Source organism: Clostridium sp. FP1 (assembly GCF_011065975.2).
Classification (GTDB): domain Bacteria; phylum Bacillota; class Clostridia; order Clostridiales; family Clostridiaceae; genus Clostridium_AD; species Clostridium_AD tagluense.
On sequence record NZ_JAAMNJ020000001.1, the window covers coordinates 4,122,342 to 4,147,215 of the forward strand.

At 30.5% G+C, this 24,874-nt stretch carries 21 protein-coding genes and 1 riboswitch; of the genes, 5 read left to right on the forward strand and 16 right to left on the reverse strand.

The window, feature by feature from the left end:
• Nucleotides 1–195 precede the first annotated feature (195 nt).
• The gene (locus tag G9F70_RS19845; protein WP_164944692.1) at nt 196–1,263 is read left to right on the forward strand and encodes an HD-GYP domain-containing protein; all 1,068 of its coding nucleotides are present in this window, start codon (nt 196–198) and stop codon (nt 1,261–1,263) included.
• A gap of 67 nt (nt 1,264–1,330) precedes the next feature.
• Entirely contained in the window at nt 1,331–2,233 is a 903-nt protein-coding gene (locus tag G9F70_RS19850; RefSeq protein ID WP_318011003.1) for a DMT family transporter, read from the forward strand.
• A gap of 56 nt (nt 2,234–2,289) precedes the next feature.
• Here G9F70_RS19850 and G9F70_RS19855 read toward each other — a convergent pair whose 3' ends face one another.
• Genes G9F70_RS19855 through G9F70_RS19870 form a run of 4 tightly spaced genes read right to left on the reverse strand, consistent with a single transcriptional unit; the run spans nt 2,290 to nt 6,185 of the window.
• Nucleotides 2,290–2,886 carry a metallophosphoesterase gene (locus G9F70_RS19855; RefSeq protein ID WP_224617701.1) on the reverse strand — a complete coding sequence of 199 codons (597 nt, stop codon included), beginning with the start codon at nt 2,884–2,886 and terminating at the stop codon, nt 2,290–2,292.
• Between the two features lie 19 nt (nt 2,887–2,905).
• Entirely contained in the window at nt 2,906–4,816 is a 1,911-nt protein-coding gene (locus G9F70_RS19860; RefSeq protein ID WP_164944694.1) for a BMP family ABC transporter substrate-binding protein, read from the reverse strand.
• Nucleotides 4,817–4,851: 35 nt separating this feature from the next.
• A complete protein-coding gene (locus G9F70_RS19865; RefSeq protein ID WP_164944695.1) occupies nt 4,852–5,730 on the reverse strand; it encodes a PH domain-containing protein in 879 nt (292 codons plus the stop codon).
• On the reverse strand, nt 5,727–6,185 hold the full coding sequence (locus tag G9F70_RS19870; protein WP_164944696.1) for a PH domain-containing protein: 459 nt from the start codon (nt 6,183–6,185) through the stop codon (nt 5,727–5,729). The genes G9F70_RS19865 and G9F70_RS19870 overlap by 4 nt, the downstream gene beginning before the upstream one ends.
• 336 nt (nt 6,186–6,521) lie before the next feature.
• Between G9F70_RS19870 and G9F70_RS19875 the strand changes: the two genes are divergently transcribed.
• Nucleotides 6,522–6,962, forward strand: coding sequence for a CBS domain-containing protein (locus G9F70_RS19875; RefSeq protein WP_164944697.1), 441 nt, complete (start codon nt 6,522–6,524; stop codon nt 6,960–6,962).
• A 60-nt stretch (nt 6,963–7,022) separates the two neighbouring features.
• Here G9F70_RS19875 and nagB read toward each other — a convergent pair whose 3' ends face one another.
• Genes nagB through G9F70_RS19895 form a run of 4 tightly spaced genes read right to left on the reverse strand, consistent with a single transcriptional unit; the run spans nt 7,023 to nt 10,639 of the window.
• On the reverse strand, nt 7,023–7,748 hold the full coding sequence (gene nagB, locus G9F70_RS19880; protein WP_164944698.1) for a glucosamine-6-phosphate deaminase: 726 nt from the start codon (nt 7,746–7,748) through the stop codon (nt 7,023–7,025).
• A gap of 32 nt (nt 7,749–7,780) precedes the next feature.
• A complete protein-coding gene (gene nagA, locus G9F70_RS19885; protein WP_164944735.1) occupies nt 7,781–8,956 on the reverse strand; it encodes an N-acetylglucosamine-6-phosphate deacetylase in 1,176 nt (391 codons plus the stop codon).
• Nucleotides 8,957–8,978: 22 nt separating this feature from the next.
• Nucleotides 8,979–9,854 carry an N-acetylmuramic acid 6-phosphate etherase gene (gene murQ, locus G9F70_RS19890; RefSeq protein WP_164944699.1) on the reverse strand — a complete coding sequence of 292 codons (876 nt, stop codon included), beginning with the start codon at nt 9,852–9,854 and terminating at the stop codon, nt 8,979–8,981.
• A 53-nt stretch (nt 9,855–9,907) separates the two neighbouring features.
• On the reverse strand, nt 9,908–10,639 hold the full coding sequence (locus tag G9F70_RS19895; protein WP_164944700.1) for a GntR family transcriptional regulator: 732 nt from the start codon (nt 10,637–10,639) through the stop codon (nt 9,908–9,910).
• 189 nt (nt 10,640–10,828) lie between these two features.
• Here G9F70_RS19895 and glcT point away from each other — a divergent pair, with 189 nt between their 5' ends.
• A complete protein-coding gene (glcT, locus tag G9F70_RS19900) occupies nt 10,829–11,677 on the forward strand; it encodes a glucose PTS transporter transcription antiterminator GlcT (RefSeq protein WP_164944701.1) in 849 nt (282 codons plus the stop codon).
• A gap of 194 nt (nt 11,678–11,871) precedes the next feature.
• Here the strand turns inward: glcT and G9F70_RS19905 are convergent, their stop codons facing one another.
• The 5 genes from G9F70_RS19905 to G9F70_RS19925 all read right to left on the reverse strand — a co-directional run bounded on the left by G9F70_RS19905 (nt 11,872) and on the right by G9F70_RS19925 (nt 17,984).
• Nucleotides 11,872–14,010, reverse strand: coding sequence for a heavy metal translocating P-type ATPase (locus G9F70_RS19905; protein WP_164944702.1), 2,139 nt, complete (start codon nt 14,008–14,010; stop codon nt 11,872–11,874).
• 69 nt (nt 14,011–14,079) lie between these two features.
• Entirely contained in the window at nt 14,080–14,442 is a 363-nt protein-coding gene (locus tag G9F70_RS19910) for an ArsR/SmtB family transcription factor (protein ID WP_125002763.1), read from the reverse strand.
• Between the two features lie 209 nt (nt 14,443–14,651).
• Complete coding sequence (locus G9F70_RS27335; protein ID WP_318011004.1) at nt 14,652–15,512, reverse strand: methyl-accepting chemotaxis protein; 861 nt, start codon at nt 15,510–15,512, stop codon at nt 14,652–14,654.
• A gap of 95 nt (nt 15,513–15,607) precedes the next feature.
• A complete protein-coding gene (gene surE, locus G9F70_RS19920; protein ID WP_164944704.1) occupies nt 15,608–16,360 on the reverse strand; it encodes a 5'/3'-nucleotidase SurE in 753 nt (250 codons plus the stop codon).
• Between the two features lie 334 nt (nt 16,361–16,694).
• Nucleotides 16,695–17,984, reverse strand: a complete 1,290-nt coding sequence (locus G9F70_RS19925; protein ID WP_164944705.1) for a hypothetical protein — start codon at nt 17,982–17,984, stop codon at nt 16,695–16,697.
• 451 nt (nt 17,985–18,435) lie between these two features.
• Nucleotides 18,436–18,533: riboswitch (glycine riboswitch) on the forward strand.
• Between the two features lie 156 nt (nt 18,534–18,689).
• Between G9F70_RS19925 and G9F70_RS19930 the strand changes: the two genes are divergently transcribed.
• Nucleotides 18,690–20,027, forward strand: a complete 1,338-nt coding sequence (locus tag G9F70_RS19930) for an APC family permease (RefSeq protein ID WP_164944706.1) — start codon at nt 18,690–18,692, stop codon at nt 20,025–20,027.
• 417 nt (nt 20,028–20,444) lie between these two features.
• Here the strand turns inward: G9F70_RS19930 and pepF are convergent, their stop codons facing one another.
• The 3 genes from pepF to G9F70_RS19945 form a co-directional block, all read right to left on the reverse strand.
• Complete coding sequence (gene pepF / locus G9F70_RS19935) at nt 20,445–22,244, reverse strand: oligoendopeptidase F (RefSeq protein WP_164944707.1); 1,800 nt, start codon at nt 22,242–22,244, stop codon at nt 20,445–20,447.
• A gap of 198 nt (nt 22,245–22,442) precedes the next feature.
• Nucleotides 22,443–23,279: a YjjW family glycine radical enzyme activase gene (locus G9F70_RS19940; protein ID WP_164944708.1), complete on the reverse strand. Its 837-nt coding sequence runs from the start codon at nt 23,277–23,279 to the stop codon at nt 22,443–22,445.
• Nucleotides 23,272–24,768, reverse strand: a complete 1,497-nt coding sequence (locus G9F70_RS19945) for a YjjI family glycine radical enzyme (RefSeq protein ID WP_164944709.1) — start codon at nt 24,766–24,768, stop codon at nt 23,272–23,274. The genes G9F70_RS19940 and G9F70_RS19945 overlap by 8 nt, the downstream gene beginning before the upstream one ends.
• Nucleotides 24,769–24,874 lie beyond the last annotated feature (106 nt).

Below are 24,874 nucleotides of genomic sequence, written 5' to 3' on the forward strand. Positions count from 1 at the left end.
AATCAATTCTTAGTGTTTTGCTCTGATATAGTTAATTATAAATATTTTAATTATTATTGTCAATAAATAAAAAACATTCATTTGGGCTAATGTCAGTTTTTATGGTAAAATAAAATCATCCAAATATATAATTTATCTACTAAAATTTAAGTAATTTCACTGAATTTATAAATTAATTTTAAAGGGGATGCATCTATGAAACCAACAGTTAAAAACATAAGCATTTACGAGCTAAAAACAGGTATGATTTTAGCTGAAGATTTAATACTAAATGGCTTAACTTTAGTTACAAATAAAAGTACATTAAATAGTTCCATAATTCAAAAAATACTAGATTTTTATCCATTAGACACTATATCCATTTATGCACAAGAAAGTGAAACCATAGTTCCTATTTCCCAAAATTCAAGGCAAAACAATTTAATCGAAACCGAAAATAAATTGAATCATTTTTCAAATCGCATAGATAATTTTTTAAATAACATAGAAAAAGATATAAAATTAGACTTAATAGAAGTAAGAACTATGTCTAAAGAAATTTTAGACAGTTTTAATGATTATGACTCTATTTTAAAGAGTATAACAAATTCTAGGAATATAGATGAGTACCTAACACGACATTGTGTAAATGTTGCACTTTTAAGTTCTATGCTAGGTAAATGGTTAAACCTACCTAAAAAGGATATAACACTCTTGACCTATGCAGCTTTTCTTCATGATATTGGTAAAACAAAAATTAGCCAAACTATATTAGATAAGCCTTCAAAACTTACAAAATTAGAATTTGAAGAAATTAAAAAACATCCAGTTTACTCTTATGAGCTTGTACGCAATATCCCTTATTTAGATGACTCTGTGAGTTTAGCTGTGCTTATGCATCATGAACGTATAGACGGTTCTGGTTATCCTTTACATTTGAAAGAAGATAAAATTAGTGTTTTTGCAAAAATAATAGGAATTGCAGATATGTTTGATGCAATGACCGCGGATAAAGTTTATGGCAAAAAACAAAACCCCTTTGTTGCATTAGAAATTATGCAACATGATTGCATGGGTTTATTTGATTATAATTATCTCACTGCCTTTATCACACAAATGTCAAACTACTACACTGGTGAAATGGTTAAGCTGAGTGATGGTTCTATAGGAAAGGTAATTAAAATAGACATAAATAATATTGCCAGGCCTCTCATTTCTATTGATTCAAATTTTATTGATTTAAGCATTGAAAAAAATATATTTATTACAGAACTTATAGCCTAATCACAATAAACTTCTCATTTTTTAAAAATAACAAGGCAAAGATGCCTTATATATTAAAGGAGTGCTAATGATGAAAAATACAGACAAAAAAAAGAGTATTCTCGCTGATATGTCTTTACTACTAGTAGCAATTGTTTGGGGTGGCGGATTTATAGCTGTAAAAGGTGCTTTAGATAGTGTTACACCTTTTTATATTATGGCAATGCGGTTTGGTATTTCTGCCATAATTATGCTCTTAGTTTTCAGAAAAAAAATTAAACACATTACTAAAAATCAGCTAGCGGTTGGAACTTTGGTTGGACTTCTCCTTTTTTTAGGCTTTGCTGCTCAAACTATTGGTATGAAATATACAACTGCTGGTAAAAATGCTTTTTTAACTGGAACTAATGTAGTTATTGTACCCTTTCTTTATTGGATAATTAGCAAAAGAAAACCAGATTCCTATTCGTTAGCATCAGCTTTCCTATGTTTTATAGGAATAGGAATGCTCACCTTAGATGGAGGTATACACATCGGACTTGGAGACGGTTTAACCTTAATATGTGCAGTATTTTTTGCAGCCCATATAGTTTCTGTTGGGTTTTTTACGCAAAAAGTTGGTGCTATAACCCTTGTAATAATACAGTTGGGTTCCGCTGCAGTTTTCTCACTTATAGCTGCTTTAATCTACGAACCAATACCAACGCAAATGAATTCAGATACAATTTTTGCAATTGGTTATTTAGCAATTTTCAGTACAATGTTTGCATTCATTATACAAAATGTAGCACAGAAATATACCACCTCGACTCACGCTGCTATTATTTTATGTTTAGAATCAGTTTTTGGCTCTATTTTATCTGTTGTAATGCTTAATGAAGTATTTACCTCAAAGATGGTCATAGGTTGTATAACTATATTTTTGGCAATTATAACAACAGAAACTAAATGGGATTTCTTAAAAACAAAGAAAATATCAGCTAGTAGTTAACTTAATTACATAAAAATATAGAAAACCTATGGTCAAAATCATTACCCATGGGTTTTCTATATTTCAACAATATGGTATTTAAATGCGTTTATAAGAGTAGTAGTGTTGTAAATCATTTTCCTTTCACCTTTTCCATAATCCAAATGCTGATGACCGTAAAAAAAATATTTTGGAGAGTATTTATTTAAAATATCTATAAACACTTCAAAACCCTGATGACAAGGATCTTTTGCATCCCCTATGCCTTTTGCTGGTGAATGAGTTACTAATATATCAAATCCTTTATTCTTCCATAAACTCAATTTTAATTTTGAAGCTCGTTTGTTCATTTCCTTTTGTGAATATTGAAAAGGGCCGCTATTATAGTCAATAGATCCTCCAAGTCCTAGTATTCTAAGATTTTTGTATACAAAAATCTTACCATCAATAGAGATACATCCAGCTGGTGGATTTTTCAAGTAATTTACATCATGATTACCATTAACATAAAGCAGGGGTGCTTTAATCATATTAGCTATATATTCTAGATAATCTGCTTTTAAATCTCCACAGGATATTACTAGCTCAATTTCACTAAATCTTTCATAATCAAAGTGATCCCAAATGTAACTATCTTCAATATCTGAAACTAATAATACTTTAACTTTAATCACCTACTCATCTTTTGAAATTCTATTCCTCCACGGGAAGTTCTCCTACCACATTATCCACAAACCAGTCCATATATAACATATCTTCATAGTTTCCTATGTCACCATCCTTAATTCTAATTTCACCTTGAGTATCTTGCACAGGGCCTGCGAAAGTATGGAATCTATTTTCAATAATTAGTTCGCGCATAATATCTACTAACTTTTGAGTTTGGATGGGCACATTATGTTTTGAATAAATAATATCCACAAGGCCTGAGTCCATTCCCCACCAAAAACTTACACGTTTAGATTCAGTACTAAATATACCTTTAAAACTGCCATTTACAATATTTCTAAGTATTTTCTCATAAAACTCTCCTAAGTCCCATGTAATTAAACCATAGTTTACTCCAGGTATCCATTTTTCCTCCTTTTCGCTATATTCTAAGGAATATAGCCCAAAATCTCTGGAACCCGTGCGTAAAGCTGTTAGATCATTTTGCATTATAAGATCTGCACCCCGCCTTTGAAGTTCTTGAATTAATTCTTTAGAGTGATTTACGTCCCCTATTTCATTAAGCCAAGAAATCATAACTTTAGCATTAGGATTTACTGTTTTAACACCTAAAGCAAAGGCATTAATCCCTGTTATAATCTCAGTTTCATTATAAATATCCATATATCCTATAATATTTGATTTTGTAATTGTACCTGCAATAAGACCCATTAAAAATCTCGGTTCATGAGATCGCCCAAAATAAGTACTTACATTTCTAAAAGCTTTTACTGGAGAGCAATTAAAAAACTTAATATTATCATATTTTAAAGCTGCTCTCAAAGTTATATTAAGATAACATGAACATGTAGTAAATATGACATCATAATTTTCTTCACATAATTCACTTAATTTTTCATAGCTATCACCATCATTTTGAAAATTATCAATAACAGTGGTTTCAACCTCACTGCCTAATTGTTTCTGCGCGTACATTCTTCCTAAATTATGAACATAACTCCAACCTGAGGTATCAATAGTTTTTTCAAAAACAAAAGCCGCTCTTAACTTTTTAGACGGTGCTACTAAATTTGTAAATGAGGTGATAACATTTCTTTTATGCACATCAAAAGGTTCTGTTTGAATATCTACTGCATTATTTTTTGATAGTATCTTAAGTTCTGTTAAGAACTTTTCAACTCTTAATTTTCTCTTTGTTTCTATAAATTCATCTGAAATGCCATATATTTTTATATACTCTAGGAATGCATCCCCAGTGGTAATATTTAATTTATCTCCACCTAATTCATAAAATATGTTCCTAAAGGGCGAATAAACATTTTTAAAAAAATGCTCATATTTGTTTGAAAACAAGTTAAGCTTTGGATTATATTCATCCAAATACTTATCAAGTTGAGTAAAACCACCTTGACACGTAAACCAAATAGCATTTATACCTGTGTTATTATTAAAATCTAAAAATTCATAATATATTGTATTGTTTAAATCCATCTCGTCCCTTTTAGGAACTAACCTAGTAATTTCTCCTTCTATTGCATAAGCATCTACATATTTCAATACACTTACCCTCTTATTTCCCTCCATAACATAGAACTCATTCATGTACTCATACATTTTTATAGGGTCATTTATTCCATCATTAATATGATGAGCATAGACTGCTTGCCATTTCGTAGAAAACTCACTGTCTTCACCCGCTAAAGGAAGAAAATTCATTGCAAAATCTCTACTTCTTGTATAAAAGTAAGTTCCTAATATCTTTTTTAATGGAACACTTTTTATTCCTAAGGGCATTTCTGCTACTATGTCTATTTTTTTTAAAATGCTATCTAAGGATGATATATGCCCTGATTTTCCTTTTGATATGTCCATGTAATATCTAAGTTTAGCTAATTTACTAGCCTTTTTAAATTCTTCAACAGCTGAAAAATTCATCCCACTCACTCCTTAGGGTTTTGATAAATGTATCATCAACAAGAAATATTTTCACTAATATATCCAACCTTATATGATTTACTTACCCCAGCTATAGTTACTTTATATTTAGCAATAGCTTTTCTCTTTTGCAAAACATTTTGTTCTTTTTCAAAAGACTGAATACAATCCTTATGGATTATAACTGTTTTCCTATCTAGTTTTCTAAACCGCATAACAACAAAATGCTTACCATAATACAAGCCATTGTCTTTAAATCTTATATTGTGCCAAAATAATAAAATAGGTATTAGTAGAAAAACATAGTATCCATAAGGAATAAAAATAGCTATTAGGCCTATTATCATAGCCTCCTTTAATAATCTAAATAATAAAAATCCATTTAAAGCTTTTTCTGGTGAATTCCTTAAGTCATAAGTTATATTCATTTCAGGTAAAATTTCTTCAAAAAATTTATTAAGCACTTTACTCTTGGCTATAGGACAAATCATTTTGCTTTTACCTTTGTTTTTTCCACAACCTATAGTTTCCACCTTTAATGAAAAATAACCTAAGGGCTTTTTAATAATACCCTCTACTATTATTAAACTTTGAATTCCTTTTATTGGAATAATCATTTCCTTTTTATGAAATAATCCATAGGATAGTCTCATATCATTTGTGTCTCTTATAACTGTAAAATTATAATATTTTATTATGGTTACAACGACACATATTATCCATGAAACAAATAACATAATAAAAATCACTCTATCCCCAATCTTAAAGTAAACAGATACAATTACAGATAATAATACTAAGATACTACTATACATTGTTGCCATCATAAATAAATCTTTTAAAGGTGTAGTGAATTCTTTTGCGCATTCTTGTACTTGATTTTCATTTCCGTCTTTATTATTTATTTCTCTCATATACTTCTCTCCTGAACAATTTTTGAAATACTAAGCTGCACTTTTTCTCCTGCTTCACTTTCCAAATAAGGGATTACATAATATCCTCCATCAGTATGCACAGTTAAATTTATAAGCCTATATTTTCTAAAAAGAACTCCTTGCTTCATATCAACGTACTTAACTCTTTTCATAGGAATAACTACATTTTTTTCATTGAATATTCCATATCTTAAAATAATTTTTTCCCTGTCTATTTCATATCTATATTTTTCATATCTATATCTTGACATAATTAAAGAATTTACCAAAAAAACTAATGCTAACCCATACATACTACAAATTATCACATATTTCCATAAAACATTGAATTCTAAAGATATATTTAATGCTACAGCAATTGCTAAAAATATCCCGGTTGTTATTAATCCTTTTATTGTCCATATTTTTCGTGAATATGCTGAAATTTTTTTCATACTAACCTCCATACTCATGCTTTTTTCATTTTCCTATATATTATATTAAAATAGCATTACTTAGTTACTTATTACTATTATACCTTATTGCTAATGCATAATTGCTATTTAATGTGTTATTTTAGTATTTTAGTCTAAAATTCATGTAAAGTCCATTATTAAATTTATTAATAATAAATAGTTATAAATCTTTTATAACTACTTTACAAATCATTCATTAAATAGCATAAATTTTAATAAATTATACATCAATAAATAAAAAAAACATGCTATAATGAGATTGTAAGGTTACTGGTAAAATTGGTAAAATAAAAAAATTTAAAGGATGGGTAAAATATGAACATAGCTTTTTTTCTTACGCCTAAAAATGAAGTTATTTATGAAAAGCCAAGCTCTACAATGAGGCAAGCGTTAGAACGAATGGAATACCATAGGTATTCTGCTGTGCCCTTAGTAAATAAAAAAGGTAATTATGTAGGTACTTTAACAGAAGGTGACTTATTATGGAAACTAAAAAATACTCCAAATTTAAGTTTTAATGATACAAGTAAAATTTTAATTGAAGATATCCCAAGACACATCTGTAACACACCAGTATTAATTAATTCAGACATAGAGAGTTTAATATCCCTAGCAAAGGATCAAAACTTTGTTCCCGTTGTGGATGACAATAATATCTTTATAGGAATAATTAAAAGAAGTGATATAATAAGTTATTGTTTTAATTTATTATACGATAATAATGAAATTAAAAGCTTTAAATTAATAGCAACATAAGACATAAAAATAAACAAAATCCCTGTACTAGCTTAACTAGCTAGTATAGGGATTTTGTTTTTATAAAAGACTGGCAGCTTCCTTGTCTAAAATTATTGTTACATCATTATGTAGCTGAAGAATAGACGCTGGTACTTTAGGGCTTATTTTTCCATTAATAGCTTTTGCTATAGCTTCAGCCTTACCTATTCCATTGGCAAGTAAAAGGATCCTCTTAGAGTTCATTATTGTCTTTATTCCCATACTTATGGCTTTTACTGGCACATCCTCTATTGAGTCAAAAAACCTAGAATTAGCTTCTATAGTTTCTTCGTCAAGATTGACTAAATGTGTCTCTGCCTCAAAATTCACATCTGGCTCATTGAATCCTATATGGCCGTTTCCACCTATACCTAGCACTTGCATATCTATTCCAGAAGCTCGTTTTATTTTATCCTCATAGTCTGAGCATACAGCCTTAACATCTTTTGCCATACCTCTTGGCACATTAATCTTTTCCCTATTTATATTTATACTATTAAATAAATTAGCCATCATATAACTATAGTAGCTTTGAGGATTTTCTCTATTAAGTCCATAATATTCGTCCAAATTAAAGGTTGTAACCTCTTTAAAATCTACTTCACTTTTATTATACAAAAGTATTAATTCCTTATACATTCCAAGTGGAGTATCTCCAGTAGCTAGTCCTAACACACTATCTGGCTTTAACATTATTTGACTTGCAATCATCATTGCAGCTTTTTTACTCATTTCTTCATAATTATCTACTACTATTATCCTCATATTTGCACCACCTCATAATAATACTCAAAATCTTACTTTTGAGTTTGGAACACTATTTCCCCTTCAACTATTGTTAAAAGCACATCTATATCTTCATTAAAAATTACTATATCTGCATCTAGTCCCACTTCTAAACTTCCCTTTTTATTATCCATATGAATAACCTTTGCTGGAACACTGGATGCCATTGCAACTGCCTCATAAATTTCTAAATTACTATGATGCAGCATATTTTTCACGGCCTTATTTAAGGTTAATATACTACCAGCTAAAGTACCATTTTCAAGCTTTGCAGCTCCATTTTCAACTATTACCTTCTGACCACCAAGCTCATATATACCACACTTGATACAGCCTGCTCTCATAGAATCTGTTATAAGTACAATTTTATCCTTTTGCTTTACATTTATAAGTATATTAAAAATTGCGGGATGAATATGTATCATATCCGCTATTAACTCACAGGTTATATCACTTGTAAAAATTCCACCTACAATACCTGGTTTTCTATGATTCAATGGAGTCATAGCATTAAATGTATGGGTTGCATGGGTTATTCCACTCTCAATGGCCTTAAGTGTCTCTTCATAACTTGCATCTGAATGACCTATTGATAACGTGATTTTAGAATTACCTTTTACTTTTTTTATAAAACTATGATCCTTATCTTTTTCTGGCGCAAGGGTTATAATTTTAATAATATCTAAATAATCCACTATAGTATCATAATTTGGTTCTATAATATTATCCGCCTTCTGAGCCCCTTTATACTTTTCATTTATAAATGGTCCCTCCATATGTGCCCCTAAAATCTTTGCTCCTTGATTATCCTTGGACATTGCTTCTCTTATAGCATCTAAAGCACAATATATGCTACCCAGCTCCATAGTCATTGTAGTTGGTAAATATGCTGTTACTCCATTTTTAGCTATTGTAGTACTTATAACTCTTAAGGCCTGAGCCGTACCATCCATGGTATCATATCCTCCGGAGCCGTGAATATGAATATCAATAAACCCAGGTGAAACATATTTTCCTTTAGCATCTATAACTTGTATTTCTTCCTTATACTCTTGTTTATAATCTTTCTTATAATTAAGGAACTCCTCCTTATTTATAATTTTTATGATCTGTTTTTCAAAAATTATAACATTATCATATATTACTCTATCTTTCATTATAAGTTTTCCATTAACTATAGCTTTAATTTTCATCACCCCTTCAAAATTATTATAATATAGCTAAGGCCTTAGCTACGTTTCCCTTAGTCTTATCTAAGGCTTCTTTTGCTTTTTCAACCGTCACATCACTTTTAATCTTAACAATGCACACCTTAGGATCATATTCACAGATTTCTAAAATTTCATTTACTTTGCTGTCATCCACACCTGTGGCAAGCTTCACTATTTCCCGTACCCGCTGTTTTAGTTTTTTATTAATAGGTCGTACATTAACCATTAAATTAGAATAAGTTTTACCCGTTTTAATCATGGCTACGGTACTTAACATATTTAAAACCATTTTTTGTGCAGTTCCTGCCTTCATTCTAGTAGATCCCAAAATAACTTCTGGTCCAACCTCTATATTTATGGTAACTTCACAAATGTCTTTAATTTTCCCCTTTGAATTACATATAAGCGCTATAGTTTTGGAGCCCACGGCCTTAGCATATTCCATGGCAGCTACCACATAAGGAGTATTTCCACTAGCAGTTATACCTACTAAAACATCTTTTTTATTCATATTTACCATTTTTAAATCATGGATAGCAAGTTCTGGATTATCCTCTGTGTGTTCAAGCCATCCGCTTAAGGCTTCTACTCCACCAGAAATAATTCCCTGAACCATAGTATCTGGAGTTCCAAAGGTAGGAGGACATTCTGAGGCATCCATTACTCCTAATTTTCCACTTGTTCCACTTCCAATATAAAAAAGTCTCCCTTCCTCTTCAAAGCTTTGAAGAATTAATTCTACTGATTTTTCTATGTTACTAAGCTCTTTTTCAATAGCTATAGCTACTTTTTTGTCCTCATCATTCACCTTTTTAAGAATTTCAAAGATGCTAAGTTTATCTAAATTTGATTCATCAACCTTATTTTTTTCCATAAGAAACCTCCTTGTATAACTCTTTAGGTAGACAATAACCCACTTGCTTTCTCTTATTTTAAAATTATTTGATATTTATACTTATCACTTCTATATACAGCTTTAGTATATTCAATAGGAGTTTCATTTTCTAAATAAGTTGTTCGCCTAAATATTAATGCCAACGCAGAATTTTCTTGATTTAGAAGCTTACTTTCATATTCATTTAGCATTGTGGGCTCAATGGTTTGTTTGGCTTTATCCGGATAATGCCCATACTTTTCTCGAAAAATTGTATATAGTGATTTATTTTCAATAATATCTCTAGTCATTCCCTTAAATAAATAATATGGAAGCCATGCTGTTTCAATAGCTACTGGTTGTTCATCACTAAATCTAAGCCTTATAATTTCAATAATTTTATTTTCCTCTTCAGGCATTTTCAGTTCAAATTTGTATTTTTTTGTTGCCTCTATAACCTTAAAAGATAATATTTTAGTTTTTGATACTGCTCCATTTTCTTCCATTTGTTCAGTGAAACCTTTGAGCTGTGATATTTCTCGATTAACCTTTGCAATAGATACAAAAGTTCCTTTTCCCTGTTCTCTATAAACTAATCCCTCATTTACTAAGGACATAATAGCCTTATTTACGGTCATTCTACTAACTCCTTGAATTTCACAAAGTTCCCTTTCTGTTGGAATTGCTTGTCCTGGCTTTAAAATTTCATTTTCTATCATTTCTTGTAGTATCTCTTTTATCTGATAATGAAGTGGTATAGGAATATCCTTTGAAATCTTTTTCAAATCTTTTTCCTCCTCAATTAGTAATAAATTTTTGTATACATAAACATAGTTGTTATGTTATCATGTTGTTATGTTGTATATACCAATTATATTTCAAATCCATTTTTTTTACAACCTATTTAATTTAATAAATAAAATTTCAGTATTCTTATTATCTAATTTAAAGTAATACAGGGGGGTATATTGTTTATGAATTTTCTTTTCAAAACTGACTATACAATACAAAAGGTATTCAATAATAATGTTCTATTAGTTACACAAAAAAATAGTGAAAAAATACTCTTTGGAAAAGGCTTAGGTTTTGGTAAACATTTTGGTGATATACTTTCCTCAAAGACAAAAATAGATAAAATCTTTTCTTTGGATGATAAAACTAATTATCATAATTTTAAAGAACTTGTAACTACTGTGGATAATGAATTAATTGGTCTATGTGAAGAAATTATATTTATGATATCAAAAGAGCTTAATGAAGACCTAAATGAAAAAATACACATTTCACTTACAGACCATATTGCTTTTACCTTAAAAAGACTTAAACAAAATGATGAAATTATAAATCCATTTTTAGTAGAAACTGAAACACTATATAAAAGAGAATTCGAAATAGCTAAAAAAGCTGTCTCTATGCTTGAAAAGAAGCTGAATATAATAATTCCAGATGGCGAAATAGGCTTTATTACACTACACATTCATTCAGCTAGAAATAATGGAAAGTTATCAAATACTATAAAGTATGCTTTCTTATCTAATTCAATTATTGAATTAATAGAAGATAGTTTAGATTTAGAAATCGACACAGGATCAATTGACTATGCAAGATTTATAACTCATATTCGCTTTGCTATTGAACGACTAATTAACAATACCCCTATTAGGAATGAATTAATTGATGTTATCAAAAAACAATACAGTGATTCTTATACCTTAGCCCAAAAAGTTTGTAATCTTTTAGCATCAGAATTGCAGTTAAATGTGATGGAAGATGAAGTTGCATACATCGCTGTGCATATAGAGAAATTTAAACACGCCTCTTAAATTAATATTATTATAAACTTTGGAATTGAAAGCACTGATACCAAATTATAGTTGCTACCATCGCTTATCCACTAGTTACTCACATGAAAGCTGCTATGAAGCAGTAGAAAAAAAGGTTAATAAGAACTTTCTGTTCTTATTAACCTTTTTTCTATCTTTAGCCTTATATCATCACCTAAGATACTTAAATATGGCTAAACTTTCATGGCTCTCATAGAATTTAGCACTGCAATTAGAGCAACTCCTACATCACCAAAAACAGCTTCCCACATGGTAGAAATCCCGAAAACTGCTAATATTAAAATAGCTATTTTTACACTTAGTGCAAATATAATATTTTGCATAACAATCCGCTTTGTTTTCCTCGCAATAACAATAGCTTCAGCAATTTTTGAAGGTTCATCAGTCATTATCACTATATCTGCAGCTTCTATTGCAGCATCCGAACCTACTCCACCCATTGCTATTCCTATATCTGCTCTTGCGAGCACCGGAGCATCATTAATGCCATCACCTACAAATACTACCTTTCCTTTAGATGATTTTTGCTTTTGGAGGATTTCTAACTTTTCAACCTTTCCGTGTGGAAGTAGCTGCGAGTACACTTCATCTACACCTAGGATTTTTCCAATACCCTCAGCTATATCTTTGTTATCACCTGTAAGCATTACTATTTTCTTAATACCCATAGACTTTAAGCTAGCTATAGCGGAAATAGAGTCTTCCTTTATCTCATCAGAAATTATAATGCTCCCTACATATTTCTTATCTATGGCTACATATATTATGGTTCCTACATTTTTAGCTTTATTATAAGAAATTTTCTCACTATCCATTAATTTTGAGTTACCAGCTAGCACATATTTTCCTTTTACTTTAGCGCGAATACCCATGCCAGATATTTCTTCCACATCTTTAATATCTTCTTTACATACATCTTTGCCATAAGCTTTTAGTATAGAAGTGGCAATAGGATGATTTGAATTGCTTTCTGCAAAAGCTACATACTCTAATAATTCATTTTTGCTAATTCCCATTTCTTCATGTATTTCTGTAACCACAAATACTCCTTTAGTTAGAGTACCTGTTTTATCAAAAACCACCACTTCAACACTATTTAATGCCTCCAAATAATTTCCACCTTTTACCAAGATACCATTTTTAGATGCCCCACCTATTCCTCCAAAGAATCCAAGTGGAATAGATATCACGAGTGCACAAGGACAAGATACTACTAAAAATATCAATGCCCTGTATATCCACTCAGAAAAAGTAGCGCCAGATATTAAAAGAGGTGGAAGTACTGCAAGAATAATTGCACTTATAACTACAATTGGTGTGTAATACCTTGCAAATTTTGTTATAAAATTTTCAGTCGGTGCTTTTTTACTGCTAGCATTTTGTACTAAATCCAAAATTTTAGCCAAAGTTGACTCTCCAAATTCTTTCGTAACCTCTATAGTCAATAATCCATTTTTATTTATACATCCAGCTAAAATTTCATCACCGCTTTTAACTTGTCTTGGAACTGATTCGCCAGTTAATGCAGCTGTATCTACTAAGGACTTACCCTCTATTACCATTCCATCTAAAGGTACTTTTTCTCCTGGCTTTACTATTATAATATCTCCAATGTATACCTCTTCAGGATCTACTTTAACAATTTCATCTTTAATCTTTTTATTTGCATAATCTGGCCTTATATCCATAAGTGCAGATATTGATTTTCTTGATTTATTTACAGCTGCTTCTTGAAAAAATTCTCCTATTTGGTAAAAAAGCATAACTCCTACGCCTTCTGGAAATTCTCCAATAGAAAATGCTCCCACAGTAGCCAGTGCCATTAAGAAGTTTTCATCAAACACCTGCCCTCTTAATATATTTTTTATAGCTATTATAAGGACTTCTCCACCGATTAATAAATAGCTTGTAAGAAATAACCAAAATTCAACCCAATAATCTAATTTAAATACAACTGCTATTATAAAAATTGCTATGCCTATAGAAACTGCCATAATTTTATTTTTATTATTTTCTTCTTCTACCTTGGTCTTGCTATGATTATGACCTTTTTCCTCATATTTAAATGTATTTTCTTTTTTTGGTATAAGCACAACATCCGGTTCTATCCTCTTAACTATTTTTTTTACTTCCTCTATAATAATTAATATTTTATCTTCGCTTTGAAACTTAATTACTAAGTTTTTACTAATAAAATTTATATTTGCATCGACTACTCCCTCTATTTTTTTGCAATTAGCTTCAATTTTATTCGCACAATTAGCACAACCTAAACCTTCTAAAATGAATTCTCTTTTTATTATAGTCTCCATTTTCTCCCCCTCTTACAATTTTTTTTATGTACTTTTACATTAGGTATTTTACTTTATAATAATAGAATATTATTTTAATTCTTTTATGTGTATAAGTCCCTGATCAAAAATTTGTTTAACATGTTCGTCATCCAAAGAATAGAATACAACCTTACCTTCCCGCCTATGTTTCACGAGTCTAGCATTTTTAAGTACACGAAGTTGATGCGAAATAGCTGATTGAGTCATATTAAGAAGAGCTGCTATATCACAAACACACATTTCAGTTTGAAATAGCACACAAAGAATTCTAATTCTTGTAGTATCACCAAAAACTTTAAAAAGTTCTGCTAAGTCATACAGTGTTTCTTCTTGTGGTATTGATTTTCTAACTTTTTCTACCACATCTTCATGTATAGTAGAACAAGTGCAAAACTCTATTTTTTTTACCATTTACTTTCCTCCATTCATATGAACACATGAATTGTTGTTCATATGTTATTATATTACATTTATTAATAGTTGTCAACATCTTTTGGTGACGGTTAACAACTATTTAAACCAAAAGGTACAAGTTTTCATAAAAAACTTGTACCTTTTGAAATGTCATTAAAGGATAGATAATTGTTAACTGTCCCCATTTATTTCTTTTAGCATTCTTCCTATAATTTGCTTGCCATTTCAGCCAAAATCTCTGCACTCTTATTCAATTCTTTTACAGAATGAATTATTTGAGTTAGTTCCTGTTCTTGTTTTTCAGCAGAAGTCATAGCAATACCAATAATCTTTTCTACTTTGCCTACTGAATCCTTAATACTTTTCAATATAGTATTTATTTCAGTTATAGATTGGGTACTAGATCCAGATAATTTTCTTATTTCAGATGCTACAACGCCAAATCCTTTTCCAAGCTCACCTGCTCTAGATGCCTCTATTGCAGCATTTAAGCCCAGAAGGTTTGTTTGTTTTGCTATACCTTCGATAAATTTAATTATATCATCCGTATTGTTGCATTGATCTGAAGTATTTTTTACTTCATCTACAACCTTAGTGTTTATTTCCCTAATATTTTGTATATCAGTATTAATTACATTTGCCACTTTTAATATAGATGCAGTTGCATTTGATAAGTCAACAGACATTTTGGTAATCCTAGTACTATTTGCTAAATTTTTACCATAAGATATTGCACCTACCACTTTACCCTGCTCGTCCTTCAGTGGAATTGCAACTACTCTAATACTCATGTTATTATAATCGTCAACTGTAAAAGCTTTCATTTTACCACTTTCTATAACTTCTCTTAGTGCTTCGCCCTTCGGAATTACCTTTCCCACTTGAGAATAAGCAGGCATATTTTCACTTTCAACAAACTTAACAAATCTTTGCTTATCCGTTAATGTAAAAGCAATCTCGTCCTCAAATAATGCAGGTAGTTGATCTAATATTTCTTTGAAACTAGTTATTATTTTGTGTGTCTCATTTGTATTTTCAATTTCTTTTGATAATAATTTATTGTTCACTTTTACCCCCGCCCAATATTTTAGTTTGATTTTTTCTCTCATAACATAAAGTACAATTAATCAGTAATTTATCATAAGCTTCTATTTTTGTAAAATTAAAACCATTCACTTACATCATTTAATATTTTGAAATTAGTTAAATCATAATGAAGTGGTGTTACAGTCACATAACCCTCTTTAAAATATATTGTGTCGGAATCATCCTCATGAGCATCTTTTAATTCACCTTTAATTTCATAATAAGTTTCATTATTTTCTCCTATAGTTTCTATATAAGCGTTGTTATAAAATCTGCTTCCAATTTTGCATACTTTAATTCCTTTTATTTCATTCTCCTTAAGTAGTGGAACATTTACATTTAGTACAATATCACTTTTAATGTTATTCTCCTTAGCCTTAAGCAATATTTGCCTAGCATATACAGCGGCCATTTCATAACTTTCAATATTTTTATTAATCCGCATAGAAATAGCCATAGATGGCACTTTATAAATAGCTGCTTCAATAGCTGCAGAAACTGTACCAGAATATAGAACATCTGTACCTAAATTTAAGCCTTTATTAATTCCTGATACTACCATATCTATTTTACCCTCAATAAGTTTATTTATGGCAATTTTTACACAATCAGCCGGTGTTCCATCCACACTAAAAGCTTTTGATTTTAATCCTTCTAACACATTTTCTTTCACAATGAGTGGCCTTGAAAGTGTTATTGAATGTCCGCAAGCACTTCTTTCATTATCTGGTGCTACGATAATTACTTCATGATTTTTTTCCAGTTCTTTTGCTAATGCATATATACCTTTTGCATTTATACCATCATCATTGGTAATCAATAGTCTCATTTTCATTCCTCCCTTAATTCACTATGGTTCTTCACAATTATTAATTTTTATCAGCTAAACTAATTGATACATTATTTAAGTAGTATGTACTAAAATAACTTTGATAATTTTAAACAGCTCATTTACTTAAGCTATTATAATTTATATTATACAGATAATAACAATAGATATCTATGGGCAAGTATTAATTTATATTTGCACTTAATTATCAACAGTTACTATAGAACTTTCAAATACAAAAAATACCTATAGACTTGACACTTTTTTCAAAGTGTCAAGTCTATAGGTATTAGTTTAAATCATCATCTGCATCGCTACAATATTTTTACATTTTTTATTGTTTTATTAAAACAATTTTTTCTGCAAATCCAATTGGTGGTAAACTTCTAGTTAATTTTCCACCATAATATGCTACAACTTTAGAATCTTTCTTAATATCATTTACTTCAAGTTTCGCACCTGTTTTAAAATCTACAATTTTAGTTTTTTCACTTATATTAAGAATAATATTATCAAAACCACTTTCCCCTAATCTTTCACCTTTTATCTCAATTCTATTCTCTTTTTTGTCTTCTGATGTATAAATATTATATATATTTCCAATTATACCCATTTCATGCTTTGGTTCACTAATGACTATTTTTTTGGCAACCCCTATTGGTGGTAAACTTTTAGAAAGCACACCATCATAGTAAACTTTCACATTTGCATCATTTTTAATTGCCTCTATTGTTAATTTATTACCACTCTTCTCGCTTATAATTTCAGTTTTAGAATTTATAATAAAGTTTATGTCAGCATAAATATTATCTTTAGATTTTTCTCCCTTAACCAATACCATAATCTCATTTTTGCTCCCTTCGAGAATATTGATATCACTAATCAATCCAGTAGCTGTAGCACTTAATTCTTTATCCTTTTGGTTAGACAGTATAACAACTTTTTTAGGAGTTGCTATAGGTGGCATGCTCATAGTAGTAATATTATAATATGCTATAACTCTAGTTCCTTTTTTGATATCTTTATAGCTTACCACTTTACCAGTTTTACTATCTACAACTTCTGTTTTTTCACTTATGATAAGATTAGTATCTATTTCACCCTTCATAAGTGCCGTGATTTCTTTATTTTCTTTCATTAAAGAAACATCAGTAATTATTCCATAATTGCATGATCCAGACTCTTCCTCACCTTGCTCTACTATTATCATATTAGCAGTACTCATTGGTGGTATGCTGGCAGTAACAGCAGGTCCATAATAAACTTTAACTTTTACTCCATCTTTAATGTCCGTTAAACTTAATTTTTTACCATCTATTGCACTTATTATCTCAGTAGCATCATTTACATTTAGTATAATCTTATCATTATTTGATTTATTATTTTTTATAGTAAATCGAGATTTACTTTCAGATGCTTGTACATCTGAAACTATCCCCTCTGTGCTTGTGAAAAATATTTGTGGTTTCTTCTCACTTTGTGAATTCTTCTCACTAACTGCTTGAATCTTTAAGCTAGTATCATTCTTCAGACTGCTCATAGTATTCGCAGATGCTAACATAGAATTCCCACTTATAAACACCCCTAAAGTTAATATGGCTATTGTTTTCTTTGTGAATTTCATAATAATCCCTCCAACATTGTAATTTAAATATAAAATCTATTAATGTCCCATACAAATTTATACTCTTTCACTTATTAGACGACGCATACAAAAAAAACGCTTCAAATTTTACTGCAAATTTTCAAATACTGCTGTAGAAAATATTTTAAATTGTATGCTTTAGGACATTTATATTTTACACCTTTAAACTATAAAACCAATAGTCTAAAGGATTCCTTTTTAAAGAATAATATTCTAAAAAAATCTTGTTGACTAAATTTTAATTTCCTATTAAAATAATATAGAAATAATAAAATTTATATTTATGGATGATAATTATTGGAGATATCCGCATTGGGTAACCGTAGAAGAAAGAAATAAATCTATGCTTGTGGTTTATTTTGAAACTTTCAGGTATTAGGCATCTAAAAAACAGACTAATTACTGTTTTACTACGCCTTGTACAATAATTTGACATACCCCTGGAGAGACTACTTAAATGTGGCATCAACGGAGCAACTTAGATGATCATCTAATGAAACTTTCAGATAAAAGGACAGGGAGTAAAAAGGCATTGTTTTTCTCGCCCTTTTACTCCCTGTTTTTATATATTTTAATGACTTTTTTGAAGGAAAGCCTAGCATACTAATTAATAATCTTCTGAAGTCTTTAATTAATACCAATTTTCTATTACTCCAAGGCTAACAAAAGAGAGGATGATTTATTTTGGAAACATCAAAAAAACTAAATTCTATCAATAATTCACCAAAAACACTAAAGAAAGAAATCGGTTTACTAGAAGCCATTACTCTAGTTATAGGTATGGTTATAGGTTCAGGAATTTTCTTTAAACCTTCCATTGTCTTTAAAAACGCGGGCTCTCCAACCCTGGGAATACTTGCTTGGGTAGCCGGTGGTATTATAACTATGGCTTCCGCTCTTACTATAGCTGAAATAGCAGCAGCTATTCCAAAAACCGGAGGTGTATTTATATATCTCAAAGAACTTTATGGAGAAAAAGTCGCATTTTTATTTGGTTGGGTACAAACTGTTATTTATGTACCTGGAGCAGCTGCTGCACTCGCAATAGTCCTGGCAACTCAAGCAACTAATTTTGTACCTATGAATTCAATACAACAAAAACTATTTGCAATATTAATGTTATTTATTATTACAACTGCAAACGTTATATCAACAAAACTTGGTAGTAAAATTCAGTTTGTTGCAACTATTGCAAAATTAATTCCAATTTTTATTATTATTGCTTTAGGCCTTATAAAAGGAACAGCTCACAGTTTTTCTTTACCTGTAGGGAATGCAGCCGCTGGTGCTGGATTTGGAGCCGCTATGCTTGGAACACTATGGGCTTATGATGGCTGGGTAGGTGTAGGTAATATAGCAGGAGAACTTAAAAACCCTAAAAAAGACATACCAAAATCAATAATTTTTGGGTTAGTGGTTATTATAATAGTGTATGTACTATTTAATTTAGCAATTATAAACATAGTTCCTATAACAGCTGTTATAAGTTCTAATAAAGTGGCTTCTGATGCTGCAACAGTTTTATTCGGAAAATCTGGTTCCTTATTTATCGCTGCAGGTATATTAATTTCAATCTTTGGAACATTAAATGGTTACCTAATGACAGGAGTTAGAATACCTTTTGCAATGGCGCAGGATAAACTCTTACCTTTTGATAAATTCCTCGGAAAAGTTAATGAAAAGTATCAAACTCCATTAAACGCTTTTGTATTCGAAGTAGTAATTGCTTGCTTATATGTATTTAGCGGTTCTTTTGATAAATTAACTAACCTTGTAACCTTTGTTTTATGGATTTTCTTCACAATGGCGGTAGCTGGTATATTTATATTAAGAACAAAACATAAAGATTTAGATAGACCTTATAAAGTACCACTATATCCAATAATTCCACTCATCGGAATTATCGGAGGTATATATATCCTAGTAAGTACGCTTATGACTGATACTTCAAACGCACTTATAGGACTTGCAATAACTTTAATTGGATTGCCTGTATATTGGTATATTAAGAAAAAGAAATAAAAACAGAAAAGTATATATTATTACAATTGCAATTTACATAATATATACTTTTCCTAACGGTCTAATGGATTGATAATAACTATAACGAAAGAAGCACAGGTTAATTCCTGTGCTTCTTTCGTTATAGTTATGTCTGTCAGCTGTACGCTTAAAATAGTAGATAAATAGTAAGTATGAAATTTCTCCAAAATGACTTGCAATAAGAAACGAAAAAACTATTGAAATTCCATTTAGAAATTCTTCTTTTGCGAATATAAAGTTTCCGTGAGCCTGCACAGGAAGTGCAGGCTAGCGAACCCGAAGCAGGACGCTGAGTGTGAGCGCTAGGGGATTTTATATTTGCAAAAGATTAGAATTTCTTAATCAAATTTCTAGTGTAGAGTTCTTTTACAAGGCGCGGAGGAGAACTTCTATACTCTATATCTCTTTTTCCAGCATCTCTAATAATTCATCAAATCTTCTTATAGTATCTTCCAAAGGTTTTGGAGTGGACATATCTACCCCGGCTTTTTTAAGAATATTTATTGGATAGTCACTTCCACCACTTTTTAAGAAGTCCTTATATCTTTCTACGGCACTTTCACCCTCTTCAACTATCATTTTACTGAAAGAATTAGCTGCTGCAAAACCCGTAGTATATTGATATACATAGAAATCACTATAGAAGTGAGGTATCCTCGACCATTCCATATCTATACCCTCATCTACCACCATTTCTGCTCCAAAATATTTTTGGTTTAAATCATGATAAATTTTACATAAATCCTCGGTCGATAGTGGGTTTCCTCCTTCAATGTTTTCATGGGTTATTTTTTCAAACTCTGCAAACATACATTGTCTAAATACTGTAGTTCTTATTCCTTCTAATTGCTCATTTATTAAAAACAATCTTCTCTTCTTATCTGTCTCGTTTTTAATTAAATAATCTATTAATAGGCATTCATTAGTTGTAGATGCAACTTCTGCACAGAATAACACATATTCAGAATATATATATGGTTGAGTCTTCCTTGAATAATAAGAATGAATAGAGTGCCCCATTTCATGAGCAAGCGTAGATACATCATTTAATTGGTAATTATAATTTAGAAGTACGTATGGCATACTGTCATAGCAGCCCCCTGAATATGCCCCTCCACATTTACCTTTATTTTGAAATATATCCACCCAACCTTCACTAATTCCGTCTTTAAATATACTTAAATACTCTTGCCCTAGTGGTTTAATACCATCCAATACAATTTTAACAGCATCTTCATACTCAATATGATCCTCCTTAGCATCAACTATTGACACATATAAATCATACATATGAATTTCATCAAGCCCTAACAGTTTCTTTTTAAGGCTTACGTATTTATGAAGTGAAGATAAATTGTTATTTATAGTATCCACCACATTATGATAGACCCCTACTGGAATATTATTGGGCTTTAAAGAACTTTCTAATGCGCAGGTATAATTTCTTGTTTTTGCATTAAATATAAAATTCTTTATTGAAGATGTTAAAGATGTTGTTAAAGTATTTTTAAATCCACTATAAGTTCCAAATAATGCTTCAAAGGCATCTTTTCTTACTCTTCTATCCTTTGATTTTATAAAAGTACTATAGTTTCCTTCAGTTAATTCAACCTCATTACCTTTTTCATCTTTTATACTTGGAAATGTCATATCTGCATCAGTCAACATTCCAAATATATTTTCTGGTGCATTTAAACAATCGCCAGCAGAGGCCAAAAGCTTTTCCCCTTCTGTACTTAATGTATGAGGCTTTTGACTTAAAATATCTTTTAAATAAAATTCATATATTTTAAGTTCTGGAAGCTTACAAATTGCCTCATCTACAGTTCCCTCTGGTAATGATAATAGTTCAGGAATAAAAAATGCTGTGATACTAGACGCTTCTGCTTCATAAGCATCAACCTTATTTTTAAGAATTTGGAACTCCGCCTTAGCTGTATCCTCGTCCCCTCTTAAACGTGCATATACAAGCAATTTATCTAAAAGTCTTAGAATTTCTACATTGCTTTCTAAAAAGCTTAATAAATCTTCAGCCCTGCCCAGTTTTCCTGAAAACCTTTGCATATTTGGTGCTTTAGATTTTAGTGTTTCAAAATCTTCTTCCCACGCCGCAGAATTTTTATACATTTTTTCAACTTTCCACTTATGCATACTATCAATTTCATCTCTTGTTTTAAGTTTTTTAACTTCACTCACTAAAATTCCCTTCTTTCATTTTGTAAATTTAATATCCACTAAAATACATCATTAGATACCATATTATAACTATATTATCATATAACTTACAATAAATCCACAAACTAAAAAACCTCACATTTTGTGAGGTCTCTAGTAACACATTGGAATAAATAGACTAACATACTGACTTGTTATTTATTAAATTGCCTAATATAACTATACTACAACTATATTTTTACACCCATTATGCATTGCTATATCTCCTAATTCCTTCATAATCTCATCCTTAGGTGTGTAACTGTTTATCCTTCCAAGTCTTACACCAATTTGCCTATATTTTATAAGTTTGTATCTTATATCAGGATTTAAGGTTGCAATAAGCTTGCTGATTTTATCTACATTATTAAAATTATCTAAAACTTCTGGAACAATAACCGTTCTAATTTCATAGATTTTATTTAAATTAGCTAAATATTTTACATTTTCTATGACAGTTGCATTTCCCATACCTGTAAGTTTCTTATGTTCCTCATTATTATAGGATTTTATATCTACCATTGCCATATCCATAACATCCACTAGCTCCTTATGTTCCCATAGTGGTACCGAACCATTAGTATCCACAAAACATGTTAAACCCATCTTTTTAACTTCCTTAAATAGGTTTGTTAAAAACTCACTTTGTAGGGTGCACTCGCCACCTGAGACAGTAATTCCAGAGATGAAAAATTTATTCTTCTCTATTTCCTGCACAACTTCTTCTACAGTCATGCTCTGTGCTTTAGGGGAACTGTTTCTTTTGCAAACCTTCAGACATTCATCACATCTACTGCAAGCTGTTTTATCCCATACTACATCAGGAGCCTTAAATTCTAGTGCACTATAATTGCAAGCACTCACACATTCCCCGCAACTATTACAAATATTTATAGTCTCTGGATTATGACAATAAGAGCAGTTAAAATTACACCCTTGCAAGAATATAGCAGTCCTATTCCCTGGTCCATCCACGGAGCTAAAGGGAATAATTCGATTAACTAGTCCCTTAATCATTTTTTCTTATCTTTCGGTCTAATACCTTTTGATTCATAACTGCTCCAAGTCCTAATGCTACTGTATCCTGTAGCACCTGCTGTCCCTTTTGTAGCTTTTCAATTTCTGATCTTTTTACAAGATATCCCGTAATTCTTATTACATCACAATCTGTAGAATATGCTGAAAAATATCTCATTTGCTTTTTAAAAGCGCCTTTGATAATATCTAGCACATACTCCGGATTACTTTTAACTGTACTATCAAAATTAAATATATCGCCAATTCCTGAAGGAAAAAACTTATGGAATTTAGCTGCTTCCACTATATGCTGAGGAAGATCAGGTTCATCTCCAATAGGAATCCTACACCCTGGGCTTATCCCCATATCAGAATCAATACCCACTTGAGCATGTAATAAATATTTCCCTTTAGATATACTGCAATGAGGGTCATTATGTTTATTAACCTCAGTTTCTAGCTTTTCAATAATCTTATAACCTAAATTATTGGCTATTTCGCCATGTCCAAATCTATTTTCTAGTTTAGATGCGTCAATAAAGTAATTCACACATTCAGCTAATCCAAACATACCAAACATAGCCGTGAAGTTATCTTTATGGATTAATCCTTCTTTTACCAGAAAATTAGTTTCAAAGAATCCGCTTTCCTCTACTAAAAATCTAATTCTTTCCTTCATATACCCAGCCATTTTCTCTACTGCATCCGGCAATATAATATTTATAAATTCATCTTGGTCTTTTGCTTTTTTAGAAAGAGTCGCCAAATTTAATCTAGATAGTGTATAACTTCCCCCACCTATTGTTAATCCATTATAACAACTAGCTATAGCGTAGTTGTTATCAAACTCCCTTGAAAACATCTCATGGTTAGCAAAGCTTGGTTTTGCAGTTATTAATGCAGTATTAATTGCATCAATAGCAAACTCATCTGAAGTATCTTCTGTGCTGTATTTTAAAGTTAAGTTAGGAATTGCATTTTGTAGTTCTCTTTCTGCCCTTAATATTAATCTTCCTGCTTTAGTATCTTTTGGTCCTATATTTGCATGGCAAAATGAATCTGTTATAGTTCTATCTATATGTGTTAAAAATAATTTTATAGCATGAAAAGCTTCTTCTTCATTAACCACAAAGGGTTCCAAAAGATAATCAATATTTCCTATATATACTGGGAATGAAGAAATTGATGGTACATGATTATATAATATTAATAAACTATTTGTAGCCTCCCAAATATCGACAGGTGGCGTTAGGCCTAAAAACTCACTTCCATTTTTCATGAATTTCTCGTAATTAGGTACTATATACCTAGGCCTATAAGGTGCATGTCCTTCAAAAAGGTCACAGATTATTCCCTCACCTCTAAGTTTCTGAGTATCTTTTTCAATGTTCAAAACATCTATACTATCTTCCGCAGCTCGTGCAAGAGTTAGTACCTTTTGCTCATAAGTTAGGGTCCCATTTTTAATAATTTCTAAAATGTTGTTCATTATAACACCACTCCATTTAAATTATTTTAACCACATTTTCGGAAGGTAAGTCTCTAAACATATATAAGCATAAGTATCTACTAATCAATAGACATTTTATTTTAGC